This window comes from Candidatus Defluviilinea gracilis (assembly GCF_057138825.1).
Window position 1 is genome coordinate 12,528 of the sequence record NZ_DBNHEF010000053.1, and the last position, 16,369, is coordinate 28,896.

The 16,369-nt window shown below is 54.7% G+C and carries 18 protein-coding genes and 1 tRNA gene; 8 read left to right on the plus strand and 11 right to left on the minus strand.

Annotation, left to right across the window (positions count from 1 at the left end; all coding sequences use genetic code 11):
- Positions 1–14: 14 nt before the first annotated feature.
- From AC16KF_RS07965 to AC16KF_RS07980, 4 genes are all read right to left on the minus strand, one after another.
- Positions 15–1,511, minus strand: a complete 1,497-nt coding sequence (locus tag AC16KF_RS07965; RefSeq protein ID WP_484036776.1) for a M1 family metallopeptidase — start codon at positions 1,509–1,511, stop codon at positions 15–17.
- The gene (locus tag AC16KF_RS07970; protein ID WP_484036777.1) at positions 1,508–1,873 is read right to left on the minus strand and encodes a nucleoside/nucleotide kinase family protein; all 366 of its coding nucleotides are present in this window, start codon (positions 1,871–1,873) and stop codon (positions 1,508–1,510) included. Before AC16KF_RS07970 ends, AC16KF_RS07965 begins: the two co-directional genes overlap by 4 nt.
- A gap of 293 nt (positions 1,874–2,166) precedes the next feature.
- Positions 2,167–2,883: a PP2C family protein-serine/threonine phosphatase gene (locus AC16KF_RS07975; RefSeq protein WP_484036778.1), complete on the minus strand. Its 717-nt coding sequence runs from the start codon at positions 2,881–2,883 to the stop codon at positions 2,167–2,169.
- Between the two features lie 196 nt (positions 2,884–3,079).
- On the minus strand, positions 3,080–3,229 hold the full coding sequence (locus AC16KF_RS07980; RefSeq protein ID WP_484036779.1) for a hypothetical protein: 150 nt from the start codon (positions 3,227–3,229) through the stop codon (positions 3,080–3,082).
- Between the two features lie 257 nt (positions 3,230–3,486).
- Between AC16KF_RS07980 and rpmF the strand changes: the two genes are divergently transcribed.
- From rpmF to pckA, 5 genes are all read left to right on the plus strand, one after another.
- Positions 3,487–3,687, plus strand: coding sequence for a 50S ribosomal protein L32 (rpmF, locus tag AC16KF_RS07985; protein ID WP_484036780.1), 201 nt, complete (start codon positions 3,487–3,489; stop codon positions 3,685–3,687).
- Positions 3,688–3,735: 48 nt separating this feature from the next.
- A complete protein-coding gene (gene fabD, locus AC16KF_RS07990; protein WP_484036781.1) occupies positions 3,736–4,683 on the plus strand; it encodes an ACP S-malonyltransferase in 948 nt (315 codons plus the stop codon).
- Positions 4,680–5,099 (plus strand): hypothetical protein, encoded by a 420-nt coding sequence (locus AC16KF_RS07995; protein ID WP_484036782.1) that lies wholly within the window; start codon positions 4,680–4,682, stop codon positions 5,097–5,099. The genes fabD and AC16KF_RS07995 overlap by 4 nt, the downstream gene beginning before the upstream one ends.
- A gap of 6 nt (positions 5,100–5,105) precedes the next feature.
- The gene (locus AC16KF_RS08000) at positions 5,106–6,332 is read left to right on the plus strand and encodes a phospholipase D-like domain-containing protein (RefSeq protein ID WP_484036783.1); all 1,227 of its coding nucleotides are present in this window, start codon (positions 5,106–5,108) and stop codon (positions 6,330–6,332) included.
- 117 nt (positions 6,333–6,449) lie between these two features.
- Positions 6,450–8,093, plus strand: a complete 1,644-nt coding sequence (gene pckA / locus AC16KF_RS08005; protein ID WP_484036784.1) for a phosphoenolpyruvate carboxykinase (ATP) — start codon at positions 6,450–6,452, stop codon at positions 8,091–8,093.
- A 99-nt stretch (positions 8,094–8,192) separates the two neighbouring features.
- Here pckA and AC16KF_RS08010 read toward each other — a convergent pair.
- Positions 8,193–8,269, minus strand: a tRNA-Asp gene (locus AC16KF_RS08010).
- Positions 8,270–8,313: 44 nt separating this feature from the next.
- Positions 8,314–9,450, minus strand: a complete 1,137-nt coding sequence (locus AC16KF_RS08015; RefSeq protein ID WP_484036785.1) for a L,D-transpeptidase — start codon at positions 9,448–9,450, stop codon at positions 8,314–8,316.
- A gap of 186 nt (positions 9,451–9,636) precedes the next feature.
- Here AC16KF_RS08015 and AC16KF_RS08020 point away from each other — a divergent pair, with 186 nt between their 5' ends.
- From AC16KF_RS08020 to AC16KF_RS08030, 3 genes are read left to right on the plus strand one after another with little or no spacing between them, the layout of a single operon-like run.
- Positions 9,637–9,984: a roadblock/LC7 domain-containing protein gene (locus tag AC16KF_RS08020; RefSeq protein WP_484036816.1), complete on the plus strand. Its 348-nt coding sequence runs from the start codon at positions 9,637–9,639 to the stop codon at positions 9,982–9,984.
- 12 nt (positions 9,985–9,996) lie between these two features.
- A complete protein-coding gene (locus AC16KF_RS08025; RefSeq protein WP_484036786.1) occupies positions 9,997–10,632 on the plus strand; it encodes a V4R domain-containing protein in 636 nt (211 codons plus the stop codon).
- A gap of 11 nt (positions 10,633–10,643) precedes the next feature.
- Complete coding sequence (locus tag AC16KF_RS08030; RefSeq protein ID WP_484036787.1) at positions 10,644–11,498, plus strand: response regulator; 855 nt, start codon at positions 10,644–10,646, stop codon at positions 11,496–11,498.
- A 40-nt stretch (positions 11,499–11,538) separates the two neighbouring features.
- Here the strand turns inward: AC16KF_RS08030 and rsmA are convergent, their stop codons facing one another.
- The 5 genes from rsmA to AC16KF_RS08055 form a co-directional block, all read right to left on the minus strand.
- A complete protein-coding gene (gene rsmA, locus AC16KF_RS08035; protein WP_484036788.1) occupies positions 11,539–12,384 on the minus strand; it encodes a 16S rRNA (adenine(1518)-N(6)/adenine(1519)-N(6))-dimethyltransferase RsmA in 846 nt (281 codons plus the stop codon).
- Entirely contained in the window at positions 12,381–13,490 is a 1,110-nt protein-coding gene (locus AC16KF_RS08040; protein WP_484036789.1) for an LCP family protein, read from the minus strand. The genes rsmA and AC16KF_RS08040 overlap by 4 nt, the downstream gene beginning before the upstream one ends.
- 30 nt (positions 13,491–13,520) lie before the next feature.
- A complete protein-coding gene (locus tag AC16KF_RS08045; RefSeq protein WP_484036790.1) occupies positions 13,521–14,720 on the minus strand; it encodes a G5 domain-containing protein in 1,200 nt (399 codons plus the stop codon).
- 125 nt (positions 14,721–14,845) lie between these two features.
- On the minus strand, positions 14,846–15,577 hold the full coding sequence (locus AC16KF_RS08050) for a prolipoprotein diacylglyceryl transferase (RefSeq protein ID WP_484036791.1): 732 nt from the start codon (positions 15,575–15,577) through the stop codon (positions 14,846–14,848).
- 195 nt (positions 15,578–15,772) lie between these two features.
- Entirely contained in the window at positions 15,773–16,315 is a 543-nt protein-coding gene (locus AC16KF_RS08055) for a peroxiredoxin family protein (protein WP_484036792.1), read from the minus strand.
- Positions 16,316–16,369 lie beyond the last annotated feature (54 nt).

Sequence of the window (16,369 nt, forward strand, 5' to 3'; positions counted from 1 at the left end):
ATACTACCATCCGCCTATGGATACACCCATTCGTTGAAAATATCGTCCAGCTCGCAGGCGCAGTTTTTCTCCGCCATCGTTTGGAGTGTTTCCGGGGTGGAAATCTTCCATGCGAGCGATTGGGTATATTCTTTCAAGAATGAGTCGAAAGCCGACTCGCCCATCATATCTCTCAGCGCAATGAAGAACAAAGGTCCGCGACCATAGACAATTCCGCTGTAGGTTGCCCCATCGTATTGATTGACGGGCAACCCGATCGGGATAGTTTCGCGCGCGATCATATCCCAGCGGAATTCGAGCGAACTCTTGAATCCCTCACTGCCAGCGACGCCATACGTGTCGATAAAATATTGCAAGGTGATGAATTGGGTCAACGACTCATCCAGCCAGGGGTCGTCCAATTGATCGTCTCCAACGAGATTGTAAAACCATTGGTGCCCCACCTCGTGCGCGACCGTCGCCTCGAGGTATTCGTTGGCGGCGCCGTTTTGCGTATCGTAGATCCAGGAGGTGATGGCGATCATGCCCGGGTACTCGATGCCTAACGCCAGCGTTGGGGTCGAGACAAAATCAAGTTCGGTGTAGGGGTAGGGCGCGTAGCGTTCGCTGAAAACTTCGATCGCCCGCGCGGCTGTTTCAACCAGAGATTGCGAACCTTCGCTAAACTCTGCCGTTGTGTAACTGCGGATGAGGACGCCTCCCGCGTTGATGGAGGTTTCCACATACGTCGGACTCGCCGCTAGATAGAAATCGCGCGCGGGACCGCTCGCAACGATCACCGAGTGCGTTTGCTCAGCCTCCGTGAAGCCGACTCGCCGCCCGGACGTGACCACCGTCACGCCTTTTGGCGCGGTAACTTTAACGATGAAAAAAGACGCGTCGGCGTAGGTCACATCGCCTTCTTGTGGCGGGATTTCAGCATTCCACCCCTCGTCATCGAACACGGAAACCATTGGGTAAGCATGGGCGAGGGCAAGCACATCCTGATCGTAGGCGAGCACACCGTAGTTCAGCTCTACTGTGCGGGGAACTTCCACCGTGAAATCCATGCTGATTACAACGCTTTCACCCGGCGCAAGCGGCGCGGAGAACGGGACGATCATCAAACTGTTGCGCAGGTCGTAGCGCGGCGTTGCGGTTGCGTCATTCACAAGTAGATTGGCTATCTCCATCTTGCCGCCAAGGATGTTTGGGAACAGCCTAAAGCGCGCTTCGGTTAACGGTTCGCTTTCTGTATTGGTGTAGCGCGCTTCCTCCGAACCGTTCACGTGGGAGAGGGTGTCGGCAATCTCCAATTCGATGTGATAAACCGTTGCGCCGTCCATTTCGTCCAGCGCTCGTTGAGCGGATGGGACTAATCCATCTTTGAAGATGGAGCGATCGTCCCATGCCGTGTCTAGCAGATCAGGAGTTGGGGAAACTTCGGGTGTGGGGGGCGGCGTGGGCTGGAGAAATGCGCAGGAAAGCGCGAACAGGCCGAACAGGAGGAGAGAAGCGATGCGGAGTTTCATGAAGGCGTCCTGTGGAGGAAATCCAAAACTGTGTTCAAAATTTCTTGCGGCGTCATCTCATCGGTTTCGATGAGCAGGCTGGCGTGTTCGCGCGCATGGGTCAGGCGGCGGAGTTGCTCGGTGTGATCTTTTTCGAGCCAGTCGAGTTTTCGTCGCGCCGTGCTGGTTTCAAATGAAGCGTGGAGGTAGATGAGAATATCCGGTTTGGCGATGATCTGCCACATGGCTTGCGCGTAGGAATGTTCCTGCGCGATGTGCCGGCAGGTAAAGCCGTGTTTCTCAAGCCCGGCGATCAAGGTGGATTTGCCCGAACCGCACGGACCAACAACACCGATCACCGGGGGCTTACTCGGAGGCTCCATTTTTATTTCACTATTGGCTGAACTTTTTCATGCGTTGGCGACTGCGCGCATGACACAGTTGAACCGCTAAGGGCTGGTACATTAATTCTCTACCATACATGAGAAGACTTTTACCACAAAGCACGCTAAGTCCGCCAAGTTAAAAAGGTTTTCTTTGCGTTCTTTGCAGGTGTCGCATGGCGACATGGCGACACTTAGCGGTGCAGATGTACGGTAGAGAGTACATTAATAACTTCCCGGGGTTTGTTCGCTCGCGGTTGCGCTGCAACTGTATCCCCAACACGGTAGAGGGTTCATGCGGCAATTCCGTGGATCGGCAGTCGAACCGTCATGCGGCGAACGTTATCCCCGGTGTTCGATGAAAATTTCACCACCACCACGCTGATATCGTCTGCCGGGCGGTCGTCATCCAACCGGACCGCATGCGCCAAAAGCGAATCGGCCAGCGATTGGGGGCTGGGATCTTGATCTTCCAGCACAGACCGAATCGCTTCGCCGACTTCCATTGGAGTGCCTCGCCGTTCGCCGGCGTGAGTCAGCCCGTCGGTATACATTACGATGGTCAGCCCCACCTCGATGGGTAATTCGGTGATGAGCGGGCGCGCGTCGCGCGAGGCTCCCAAGGGAGTGCTTTCCGCGTCGAAGCGGTCGATCGATTCGCCGCGACAAATATAAAGAGGGGATGGGTTGTTGCGGGTGAGGACGATGGTGCGGCTGTGCAGGTCGAGCGAGGCGATGTTGAGCGTGCTGATGACCTTCCCTTGTTTGTCGGTGAAGAGCGCGTCGGATGCCGCGCGCGCCGCCGCGCCATCGCGGACGCCTTCGGCGAGCAAGCCGATCACTTTGCGGACAACCATTTGTGAAACCGCTTTGGCGCCGCGCCCGGAAGTCTGCCCGTCGGCAAGCACAATCGACAACCCTCCATTGGGGCGTTCAACAACTTCCAGCGTGTCCCCGCTTTCAGATGTGGCATATTTATTGACTTTGGCGACTGCGATCTGAAACTCCATGCCTTGATTTTACTATGGAGTTCTTCGCGGCTTGTTATTTCTCGTAGGGCAATCGCATTAGAAAATCTCGAGGCTCAAAACACGGTGTTTTGCCTTCGAATCCGCTATTCTCTCCAATCTGCGCGAATTTTTCCGAGAAAGATTAGCGCGAATTCGCAAGGATTAGCGGACAAAAAATCCAAATGCGATTGCCCTATTATTTCTCGCCGCGCTTCTCGGAAGTATTGAGGCTGTCCTCGCCTCCGCGAAAATTGCGTTCGCGGCGGGCGCGCGATCTGTTCATGGAGATTCCGATGACCGCCATTACGATCGCGATGATTATGATTGCGATAAGCGTTGTCGACATTGTGTCCAACTCCTTGTGTGATTGGGTTGCATGGGTTCCACCACGCTTGAATTATACGATGAACTTTTGCTCGGATGCGTTTTGCAGGCGAATGAAACCCCTTACAAACGGCTTTCGTATTCGCGCGCGATATCAAACACAAGCCCTATTCCCATCCTTGACGCGCCTATCCCCACCCGCTATAATCTGCCCGCTGTCGTCAAAACCGTAGCGCCGGCTCAAGCCGGCGCTACTGAATTTATCAAGGAGAAAGACCAATGCCTCCACATCCAAAACGCAAGCATTCGAAAAGCCGCCGAAACATGCGCCGCGCCCACGATGCCTTGCAACCCCGCAACCTCACCTCCTGCGCGAATTGCGGTTCCCTGCGCCTGCCGCACACGGTCTGCCCGAACTGCGGGTTTTACGAAGGGCGTGAAGTTGTCGAAGTCAAGAAAGAAAAGAAAAAGTCCGAGTAAACCACCGGCGGGTCGTGACCATCACGACCCGTTTGTGTTTTAAGCCCTATGAAACTCGATTCTCAAACCACTGCATTTCTATTCCCCGGTCAAGGCTCCCAATCTGTGGGCATGGGCAAAGACCTCGCCGCGCAATACCCTATCGCCCGCCAATTCTTCGACGAAGCCGACGCGCTCTTCGGGTTCTCCCTGTCGCAATTGATGTGGGACGGACCGAAAGAGCAACTGGACGAGACGGTCAACACACAGCCGGCATTGTACCTTCACTCCATAGCCGCATGGATGACCTTCGCGCATCTTCACCCTTACTTTCAACCTGCTGCACTGGCGGGACATTCTCTCGGTGAGCTATCCGCGCTGACCGCCTCCGAGGCGTTACCTTTTGGCGCCGGGCTACAACTCGTCCGTACGCGCGGCGAATTGATGAAGCGCGCCGGGGAAGTGAACCCAGGCGGCATGGCGGCAATCCTTGGCGTGGATATTCCAACGCTGGAAAAAGTTTGCGCCGAAGCCAGTGTTGCCGGTGAGATTGCGCAAGTTGCCAACGATAATTGTCCGGGGCAGGTGGTGATCTCCGGTCACAAGCCCGCGTTGGAGCGAGCCATGGCTGGGGCAAAAGCCGCCGGCGCGAAACGAGCGGTTGCGCTGGCAGTGAGCATCGCCGCGCACTCGCCGTTGATGGATTCGATTCAAACCGAGTGGAACGCCGCAGTTGACGCCAGCGCGATCACCGACCCCAAGATCCCCGTGATCGGAAACGTCCACGCCAAGCCAATGACCACTGCCGACGAATTGCGCGCAGACCTCAAAGCGCAAATGCAATCGCGCGTGCGTTGGACCGAATCGGCGCGGGCGCTGATGGGGAGCGGCATACAGGTATACGTCGAGGCGGGAAGCGGGGATGTCTTACTGGGGCTGGTCAAGAGGATCGATCCCGCCGCGCAACGATTCCCGCTGGGCAACCCTCAAGATTTTTTCGCGCTGGAGTCAGCGTGACCGATATCAAAACCCGCGTGGAAATCGCAAAAAAAGTGGTGACCGGCAACGTGTCGATGCTTGACATGCTGGAGACAGCTCCCGCCACCGAGTTGATGAATTGGGGCATCGAACTTGCCGCGCAGATCGCGCAAGACACCAATGGCATGGACGATACAACCGCCGAGCAAGCTATGGAACCGCGCATGAAAGCCCTGCGTCAATTTCTGCGCGGCGCGGGTAATTGGGCGGCAGGGAAGTACGATGCCGCAAGCCGCCCGGACTTGAAAAATAAAATGTCCGAACACTGGAAGACTCTGCGCGGCAAAGACGTTCCCGTTGATTTGGGGAAACTGCTGAGCCTCGTTGACGACGAGGCGATCACACCCCACCAACTGATCTTGAACTTAAAAGAATTGCTGAGCCTCCCGAAATAGGCATTCATGTCGAATCGGCGAAGGACATCACAACGAAACACACTGGGAACACTCCTCGGGTTAATCCTGATCGTCATCATCGGATTCATCACCACCCTGACCGGCTACGACGCCGGGAACGTTCCCTTACCCGGCGCAGAGACTGCGACGGGATTCCCGCCTCAATCGCCAAGTGAATTTGCCCCGCCAGTGGACACCTTGATCGCCCCTCCGGCAACCGCGCAACCCCAAAGCGGCTTGTGGTGGGAAGTTTATTTTACCGATCGTTCCAATATCAACGACCCGGCGCAGTGGCAAAATTCCATCGAGGGCGCGCTGATCCAAAAGATCAACGCCGCGCAGAATGCCATTCACATCGCCGCCTTCGAGTTTGACCTCACGCCTGTTGCCGAAGCCTTGATCGCCGCCCGTCAGCGCGGATTGGATGTGCGCTGGGTGACCGACGATGAGCACGGGCTGGATGCAGACGAAGAACCGGGTCGCGGTCAATTCGCGGTATTGCAGAACAGCGGGATCGAAGTACGCGCCGACAACCGTTCGGCGTTGATGCACAACAAATTCATCATCTTCGATTATCAAACCGTGTGGACTGGTTCGACCAACCTCACGCAAAACGGAATCTTCAAGCAGGAAAATAACGTGGTGGTGATCCATTCGCCCGCCGTGGCGGCGATCTACGAGCGCGAATTTCAAGAGATGTGGGATGGGCAATTTGGCCCCAAATCGCCCTCGCAGTTGAGCGAGCAATCGGTTAATGTGAACGGGACGCAGATTTGGGTGGTCTTCACTTCGGAGGATGGTGCGCTGGAGCAGGCGATCATCCCCATTGTGAATTTTGCGCAATCGAGCGTTCGTTTCTTAGCCTTTAGCTTTACCGACTTCCCGCTTGCCAATGCCATGATCGAACGCGCCCGCAACGGGGTGAGCGTGGCAGGCGTGTATGAAAACGTCGGAAGCGACACCGACGCGTCGGAGTTTGATACGCTGACTTGCGCGGGCATCGCGGTTCGGCGCGACGGCAACCCGAATTTCATGCACAATAAAGTTATTATCGTAGACGAACGCTTTGTGATCACCGGCTCGTTGAATTTTTCCACGAGCGCCGAGGAAAGCAACGACGAGAACGTGATCATCCTCGACAACCCCGACATCGCTTCCTTGTATATGCGGGAGTTTGAGCGCATCTGGTCGCAGGGAACAGACCCACAGCCGGGGTCGATCGCCTGTCAGTAGTTTGACAGGTTTTGATAGGAAGAAACTCAATTCCCCGGCGCCGGGACGGTGTTATCATTAACGTGAAGGCGCTCCCTTCACTTCCCCCAATTTACCCTTTCTTTACGAGGTGACTTAATGAGCAACTCACGAAACGGAACAACTCCAGCCGAAAACTCGGCATTGACCCGTCGCGCAGACTACGATTTGTCTAATCACGGCATCGACGGCTTACGAACCGCCTACTGGAACCTGCCCACCGAAGGGCTGTACGAGGAGGCGGTTTTTCGCGGCGAAGGCGCAACGACGGAGGGCGGACCCTTCGTCGCCCATACCGGTCAGCACACGGGCAGGTCCGCCAACGATAAGTTCGTGGTGAAGCATGTTGATTCGGAAAAGATCGTTTGGTGGGGCGGTAACCGTCCATTTGAGGGCGCGAAATTCGACGCGCTGTATAACCGTATGACCGAATACCTAAAAGGGCGCGATGTATTCGTGCAAGATGTGTACGCCGGCGCCGACCCGAAGTATCGTTTGAACGTCCGCTTTGTGACGGAGGAGGCGTGGCACAGTATTTTCATTCGGAACATGTTCATCCTGCCTGAAACTTCAGACGAGATCAAAAACTTTATGCCTGGCTTCACCATCCTTGATGTGCCGAGTTTCAAAGCAGATCCGGCAAGCGATGGAACGCGCTCCGAGACTTTTGTCCTGTTGAATCTCGAGCGCAAACTGGCGATCATCGGCAACACGCGCTATGCCGGCGAAATGAAAAAGTCGATCTTCACGCTGATGAACTACCTCTTGCCGTTGCGTGGCGTGATGTCTATGCACTGCTCGGCGAACGTAGACCCGGACGATCCAAATGATGTGGCGTTATTCTTTGGTTTGAGCGGCACTGGCAAAACGACCCTCTCTGCCGATCCAACGCGACGGCTTATTGGAGACGACGAGCATGGCTGGAGTGATGACGGTGTTTTTAATTACGAAGGCGGTTGCTACGCCAAAGTGATCGGACTCTCGCAGTCAGCCGAGCCGGAAATTTACGCGACCACCCACATGTTTGGGACGATTCTGGAGAACGTGGTGTTTGACCCGGCTACCCGGGCGATTGACCTCAACGATTCGTCTCTCACCGAAAATACGCGCTCTTCGTACCCGTTGACGTTCATTGAAAATGCCGTTCCTGAAAAGAAAGCCGGGCATCCAAAAAATATCATTTTCCTCACCGCGGATGCGACCGGTGTCATGCCGCCGATTGCGCGGTTGTCGGTGGATCAGGCGTTGTACCAGTTTATTTCCGGGTACACAGCCAAACTGGCAGGGACCGAAGCGGGCTTGGGGAAAGAGCCGGTTGCCACATTTTCCGCTTGTTTCGGCGCGCCGTTTCTTGTCCATCATCCATCGAAATACGCGGAGTTGTTGCGGCAAAAGATCGAAAAGCATCATGTGAAATGTTGGCTGGTGAATACCGGCTGGGTGGGCGGGCCGTATGGCGTGGGCAAGCGTATTTCGATCAAACACACGCGCGCGTTGTTGAATGCGGCTTTGACGGACAAACTTGACGGGGTGGAGTACCGCCGCGACCCGGTCTTCGGATACGAGGTTCCTACCACTTGTCCCGAAGTCCCAGCCGAAGTTCTCGACCCCGCTTCCTCGTGGAAAGATCGATCGGAACATGAGGCGAAGTACAAACAACTCGCTCAAAAATTCATTGATAACTTTGCTAAGTATGCGGGTGAAACGCCGAAGGAAGTGACTGAGGCGGGACCGAAGGTCTAACAGGGGGTCGGTCAAACAAAGTATTGACCATGTCTAGCGCGCCTGATGTGAATTTTGGAAACAAAAGAACCGACCTGGTGGTCGGTTCTTTTATATTCTTGGCGGTCCCGACGGGATTCGAACCCGCGATCTCGGCCTTGACAGGGCCGCATGTTAGGCCGCTACACCACGAGACCAATCTAACAGCGGGCGAGAGTTTACCATGCAGAATAATGAAGTGTCAATATGCCCAGTCGTGATATAACGCGGGATCTGTGGGAGTTAATCCCGATGGGTCGTGAACATATACCCAATCGCCTTCGTTTGCCCAGTTATATAACCAATGCGCATCGCCGACGGAGAGGTTTACGCATCCATGCGATTGAGGGTAGCCGAAGCGCGTGCGCCAGTATGCGCCATGCAGAGCGCGCGCTTTATCGAAATACATTGTCCAGGGCACATTATCGAGGTAGTAAAAATCGGTCGGGTCGTTGTTGCGCATGTTTTCGGTTTCTTTTTTCAAATAGATCTGAAACGTACCGGGGCGCGTCCAGAAGGGTTCAAGCCCGCTGGCAATGACGGTGGCGAATACAATTTCAAAATTGTCGTATACGGCAAGGGTTTGCTCGGCAAGGTCTACGTCTATCCAACGACCGGTCGTCACGCCTGCGGGCGGGCTGGTGTTGGGAGTGACGATAGCCACCTTACGCGCCTCCACCCATTGATTTGGTCCGATCATGTTCCAGTCCACGCCATCTACATTTTGAGTTTGATAAACCTGTATCAGTTCTGCGAACGGGTTGATGAAATTTCCTGTTTCAGGAGCGCTGTACCCCGGCGCTTGTTTGATTGGAATATATTCAAACGCCCAGCCGAAGGGTCGCTTGGGAGTGGCTGTGAACTCAAGCCCCTGGTACGAGGAGATTTCAGAAACGCGCGACCCTTTTCCCCGTATCCAACTGCCATCCTGGAGCATGTAGTAAATTCCATGCCCGGTATCCACGCGATCCACATAACTGACGTACACAAAGCCCGGCATATAGGCGTTGCCGGTTTCAGCGCCGGCAGGTCCGTTCAGGATCGGAACAAGATCGTTGTCGAGGTGGAAGTAGAAGTAGGGGAGTTGGGTCAGGCTGAGGTCCGGGTGTTTCGATGCGAGCGGGCGCGGAGGAATCGTCAACCCCAGTTGTGAAAGTTCCGCGAGGTAGTTGGATGGTCCGAGGGGCAGGCAATCACCGGGGTCAACGAGGTAGACATCCGGCGCGCATAACACTGCTCCGCTTTCGCTTTCAGATTCTGTGTGCGCAGACACGGGGCGTTGCATGTTGGCGCTGATCAAAACCGCCAGGGCAAAGACAAGAGAGGAAATTTTTTTCATAGTAGTCTTTGGAAATTATAGCATTTGAATGTTTGCACTTCTGTAAATTTGCATGAGTTTGAAGCGGCTGGCTTGACACTTTTTACCCCGTAATCTAAAATATCTGTAAGTTTGAATCGCCCCTATCTGCATCAAGCAGGTTGGCGCCCTTGGAGGGCTGTCTTGTCCAAATCTCGCACTCAACAAATGGTGGATCGTCTTCGTGAATTGCAAGCATCGTCGCCGGACATTGAAGCGTCGGCGGTTGTTAGCGTTGATGGTTTGAGCATTGCCTCTGCCCTGCCTCAAGGCGTGGAAGAAGACCGCGTTTCTGCCATGTCTGCCGCCATGCTTTCGCTCGGCGAGCGGATCGCCACCGAATTGGGTCGCGGTTCGCTCGAGCAAGTGTATATCAAAGGCGAAAAAGGTTATGTGCTATTGATGTCGGTGGGGCAAGAGGCTGTGCTGACCGCCTTGGCGCGCGAGCAGGCTAAGTTGGGCTTGATCTTTCTGGACATGCGTCGCGCCGCGGAAGATCTTGCGAAACTGATCTAATCGGAGAATCTAATGAGCCCTGTTCAAAAAGCCGGTCTATATTACCCCAATAAATTTGGTTTGATCACGATCAAATCGCTCGAGGAAGTGATGGGCAAGAATGGCTTGAATGCCATCCTCAACCTCGCGGGTATGAATAACTACATCGACAATTACCCTGCCGATAATCTGGATAAGGGTTTCGATTTCGGCGAACTCTCCGCCATCGGCAGCGCGTTGGAGGATATGTACGGTCCGCGCGGCGGGCGTGGGCTGGCGCTGCGCGCCGGTCGCGCCACCTTTTCAGACGCGTTGAAAAACTTTGGCGCTCTCGCCGGCGCGGCAGACCTTGCTTTTGTGGTGCTTCCACTGCAAGCCAAATTAAAGATCGGCATTCCGGCGGTGGCGAAGATCTTCTCGCAGTTAAGCGACCAGCACAGCACGGTGGAAGAAAAAGATACCGAATTCATTTACACCATCCATAAATGCCCGTGTTGTTGGGGGCGCAAGAACGCGGATAAGCCGGTGTGTTACCTTGCCACAGGTTTATTACAGGAAGCGCTCAAGTGGGTGTCCGGCGGCAATGAGTTTCGCGTCAACGAGTCGAAGTGTGTTGCCGTTGGCGATGCCGTTTGCGAGTTCGTCATTCAAAAAGAACCGATTGCCTGATCGGGGGCGTTGTGGCTGAAGCCAAATCGAAGATCCTTATCGTCGAGGATGATCTCGACATTGCCGAAATGTTGAACGCCTATTTTCGCGTTCAAGGCTATGAAGTCTTTACCGTCAATTGGGGGGAGGACGGCGTGCGCGCCGCGCAAACGGTACTGCCAAATTTGATTATCCTCGATATTCGTCTGCCGGATATCGACGGCTTTGAAGTTGCCCGCCGGGTGCGCGAAGACCGCCGTACCAATGAAATCCCCATTATTTTCCTGACTGAAAAGCGCGACCGTTCCGACATCTTGCAAGGTCTCGAGGTCGGCGCGGACGATTATATCACCAAGCCGTTCGATGTGCAGGAACTGCGCCTGCGCGTGCGAAATTCTCTTAAGCGCGTGAGTCAGGCGTCGCTGACGAACCCTGTGAGCGGTCTACCCGAAGGCGCCCTTGTGGATGAAAAGTTGTCCGATGTGGTGCACAAGTCCGGGCTATCGCTCTTGCATATTTCCATCGCCAATTTACAGGTTTTCAGGGAAGCGTATGGATTTGTCGCGTCCGACGATGTGTTGCGCGCCATCAGCCTGATGATCTCGAACGCTTTGAAAGAAACAGGTTCCGCTGACGATTTCCTTGGGCATATTAGCCCCTCTGATTTTGTTGTTGTGCTTTCGCCGGAGACTCGCGTTGCGTTCCAGGAGAAGATCAACTCCAGATTGCAACAATCCCTCGATTATTTCTATCCGCTCAATGACCGCGAGCAGGCTTCGAAAAGCAAAAACCGATTAGCAATTCGCGTCAGTGAAGTGCCCGCTGTTTTTGGCAAATATTCCTCGGTGGAACAGTTGAAGAAGGAATTGCTCAGCAGGAGCCAGTGATCTTGTAAAGTTCTTTATGTTCATAGCCAAAGCGGAGCCCTTATCGCTCCGCTTTGTGTTTTCCATATAGCGCGCAAAGTGTTCGCCATTCGTCCAGGCTCAGAGTTTCCGCCCGGCGCATTGGGTCGATGCCGGCTCGGTTGAGGAGTTCGACGATCTCTGTGGTGGATTTGCGCAACCCCGCGGATAGAGAGTTTCGCAACGTTTTTCGTTTTTGAGCGAAGCCCGCCTTGCTCAGCTTGAAAAATAGACCGAGCGATGGTTCTTCGATGTACGGGGTCGGGTAAATCTCCACCGTCAATATAGCTGAATCAACGCCTGGCGCGGGAAAGAACGCGCTGGAGGGAATTTTTGCCGCAAGGCGGGGGATTCCGTAAACCTGCACGCTTAATGCCAACAGACTCAGATCGCCCGGCTGGGCGCAAATCCGTTCTGCCACTTCTTTTTGAATGGTAAGCACGATCCTGCGCGGCTTGTTTTTGCTTTCCAGCAAGTGACGGATGATCGCTGAGGTGATGTAGTAGGGGATATTTGCCACCACAAGATATTCGGGTTGGTGGACCAACTCGTCGGGCGCGATGTCAAGAATGTTCCCATGTACCACGCGGATATTTCGATGGGGGGCGGTGATCTCTTCAAGCGGGCGAAGCAATCGCTCGTCCAGTTCGACCGCTACCACTTCCCGGGCAGATGCGGCGAGGTGGCGCGTCAGGCTACCCAGACCGGGACCGACTTCCAACACCGTGTCGGTCGGTTGAATTTCTGCCGTTTGCGCGATGAGTTCGAGGGCGCGCGGGTCTTGCAGGAAATTTTGTCCGAGCGATTTATTCGCGCGAAGCCCAAATCGCTTCAAAACGGCGGAAACATTGAGCGGAGGAATGTTCATGGGCAAAACGGCACCTCCTCGCTCGAGGCTTCGGCGGACACGCTGGCAGTTTGCCAGGCGCCTTCGTTGAACTGATGGACATATTCGCGCAGGATCTCAAAATCCGTTTTGAGGATCGAAATGTTCTTGCCGAAGACCGGGTCGAACTCGCGCGTTTGCACGAAAAGGGTTTGAGGGAAACCCACGAAGCGAATGTTGCTCGTTTGGATTTGCGCGCCGAGGCAAGCCAGGTCGCTGATCTGCGCCGGGCTGAGATCGGTCTGGATGTTATCCCTGAAGGCTTGTACCAATTCTGGAATATCCTTTATAACTTCCGGGCTGGTCAGTTGGTCGCGCAACGCGCATAGCACGCGGTTTTGATTCTCTGCGCGGGCGAACCCTCCCTCGATGCGGATGCGAGCCAGCGTGAGAGCGCGGTCGCCCATCAAGTGAAGTTGCCCGGCGGGGAAGACCAGCCGATCGCTCAAGTCTTCCCCGGTTCGCCCGTCCACAGGTTCGGGCAGGTAGACGTCGATGCCGCCGACCGCATTTACGATATTGACAAACGTTTTCATGTTGATCGCCGCGTAGTGATCGATGCGCGCGCCGAAGTTGAGCGCCAGCGTGCGGGCAAGCAGACCGGGTCCTTGCGCGGGATCGTTTGTGTATTTAAAGCCTGGATTCCCGTAGAGGTACGCTTGATTTAATTTTTCATGTGTCTGCCCGTCGAGATTGTCGGCAATGTCGGGGATCTCCACCCACAAATCGCGCGGAAATTCGAGGATGGTGACAGTTTCGTTCACGAAGTCTACACGCGCAAGGCGGATCACATCGGCAAGCCCGTAGTTGTACGAGTCGGCGCGGGCGTCACTGCCGATAAGAAGAATGTGCATGATCGGCGTTTCACTACACTGCGCGGGCTGGGTGGCGGCTGAATTGGCTGAATCAACTGTAATGGCGGAGAGTGGCGTTTTCGTCGCGCGGAGATCTGGAGTCCACGTGGCGGGGAGCGCGAAGGGAGTCCACGTCGGTAACTGCAACGAAGGTCCGAGCGGGGCGCTCCATTTCTTGGTGTAGAGCGAATACACCGCGCTTGATAACAAGATGGCGATAATGAATAACAGCATTAAGGCGGTTTTCTGCGGGCGGTTCACAAATTATTCCAACACATAAATAATATTTGGGGGTACGGGCGTGAGGAAATATACGGTCACCCACGAACTCCATGGCATAAAATCGTTGTCACTGTAGGCAACGTCGATCCATGGCTTGCCGATACAACCTCCACAGACATCTGCCACGGTTGCGAAGCCGTAGCCGGGGATGAAGAGTTGTTGCCCGCCCATGCTCAAGTACCAATCGTATTTCATGCCCGCCACGCCTTTTTGCACGGTTGCCCCGCTGGAGGTTCCGTGATAACAACGGTCTCCGCCCGAGCGGCACGGCGAATAAGAAGTCACATACATTTGCGCGGCGCGCCAGTATTCGATGGTCACGCCATCCACAACCGCCGTCTTGATCTCGATCTTCGTTCCGTATCCGACCACGCGGTTTTCAGGTTGGCGCACAACGGTCTCTTCTTCGGTGATGCGCGAAATTTCGTTTCCATCTTCGTAGCGGATGCGGATACGTTGAACGGTCAGCCCGGTTTCGCCGGGGTGCAAGACTTGAGTCTGATCGAGCGGCACATCCGCCGAGGCGACGAATTCGCTCGTGTAGGGAATCGGCTTTTGCGCGAGGATCACCGACTCGGAGACTCGCGCCACTTTGATCTGCCCATCCGCCGGTAGCGCTTCATTTTCCGACGGGATGCTGTAATCGCCTCCGATCAGGGGAATCCCAGCCCCAGCCAGCGCTTCTCCGATCGTTTGGGCGGGGGAGGCGGTTGTGATCGCTTTACCGTTCGAGGTAATGACGAGAGGATGCGTTTGATAAATGGTTAGAGGAGATTGGAGATTGGAGATTGGAAGTTGGATCGATTGACTGAGAGCGTCTCCGGAGTGAATCTGTATCCCTGCTTCATGCATGGCTTCGCCAATTGTAAAGGCGGAGGTTTGAAACATATATTGCTCTTGAGGAGTGGAGATGGCGACTGGGACCGCCCGGCGAATTTGAAGAGTAATAGGAAATTCCGCGAGTGGGCGGTCGCCCGCCAAAGGTATGCCGTTGACCAGAATGCTGTCTTCCGGCGCGAGAGAAATTCCCGCATCGGAAAGAATAGAAACCGGGATGCGTTCGTCAGTGTAAAGCGCGAGGATCTGGTCGCCGTCAATCACTGTGACGGTCTGCGAAGCGGCTGGCTGGCAGGCGGCGAGGAGGAAACTCAGCAACGCAGTCTTCAGGATGGATGTTCTCATAAATCGAATCGTTTCGGTAAATGCTTGTTCGCAATTTTACCAGTTTGATGAACCGCAAATATTTTGTAAGAAACCCTGTCTGAAACAACATGGGACGCTGAGTTACATTGGCAAACGTTCTTGAATCATTTGCGATCTGGCGCGTTTTGCCATTTCTGCTCGCTGGTTATGAACACGATCGTCAACGCCACCCACGCGACAACCTGCGCCAGTCGAATTCCGCCGAGGATCAATGTGCTATCGGCGCGGAAGGCTTCGAGGAAGAGATGCGCCCCAGCAGTGAGCGCGGTGAAATTGAGAAAAAGCGCGCCGGGGGATAATTCTGATTTGCGAAACCAGATGATGCCAAAAATAATCAGCGATGCGATCAACTCGTAGATTTGAGTTGGATGCCGCGTCGCGTTCCATAAGTCAATGCCCCAGGGGAGAGTGGTGGGACTGCCGAAGGCTGTCCCTGCGGCGAGGTGGGAGAGGTGGAGCCCGATGGCGAGGGCGGCGAGGACGGGTGTGAGGGCGTCGAGAGCGTTCCAGAGTGAGAGGTTTTGTTTTTTGCCGTAAATGATTCCGATGAGAAGCCCCGTAACGATACCACTTGTTGAGTCGAACAAGTCAACGTTTAGGGAGAAGATGTTGAGCGGCGAATCGGCGAACGCGGAGTAATTTGCCAGCGCGAAGAGAATCCGCCCGCCGAGGAGGTAGCCGAACAGACTGTAGAAGACGAGGTTGTTGAGCGCGTCTTTCGAGACGCCGTGACGCTCTGTCCGTTTTTCGGCGAGGGCGAGTCCGATCCAGAGGGCGGCGACGAGGAGGATGAGGTCGCGGGGAGGGGCGAAGAGGGTGCGGAAGGATTCGATCATGGCTTAAGATTTTTGTACACGGATTTCACGGATCGCACGGAATTATCTGTAAAATCACGGAAGGCATCCGTGCCCCATAAAATGTTAGACCTTTTGCGTTAGTGCTTGTAGGGCGGGTTTTCAACCCGCCATTCATCAACATCAAGAGGGTGTCAGGCTAAAAGCCTGACACTACGATTGACTCAGGACGGAATGTCACTTCAATATTTCCTCCACCCTCGTCCTCAACAACGCCTCTGCCATCGGTCCGCCGATGACGACTTCGTTGATGATTCCTGCGCGGGTGATGAAGAACGAGGAAGGGAGTGAGCGGAGTTGATACGCGCGACCAACCACAGCAGATTCATCGAGCAGGATGGGGAAGGTGAGTCCGTGCTCTTGGATGAACGGCATAACAGCAGAGGCGTCGTCTTGATAAGTCATGTTGATCGCAAGGACAACAAGCCCTTCGTCTTTATATTCGTTATACACTTTTTCTATCGCGGGCATCTCCGCGCGGCACGGCGGACACCACGTTGCCCAAAGATTGATCAACACGGCTTGCCCGCGTAGATCGGAGAGGCGAATTGTTTTGCCATCGGTGGTTGGCAAAGAAAAGTCGGGAGCGAGAAAACCTTGATGGGGCGCGGCAGTTGTCCCTGCGAAAGAAGCGGCGTTTTTATCCGCGCTGAGAAAAATCCACACGAGTCCGAGAATCAAAATGACAGCGTATGCGAATCGTCGTTGAGTTGCGTTCATGTTCGATTCAATTCTACGCGGATTTGCTTTTCAGGTCGAGTTAAGATTTGTTTA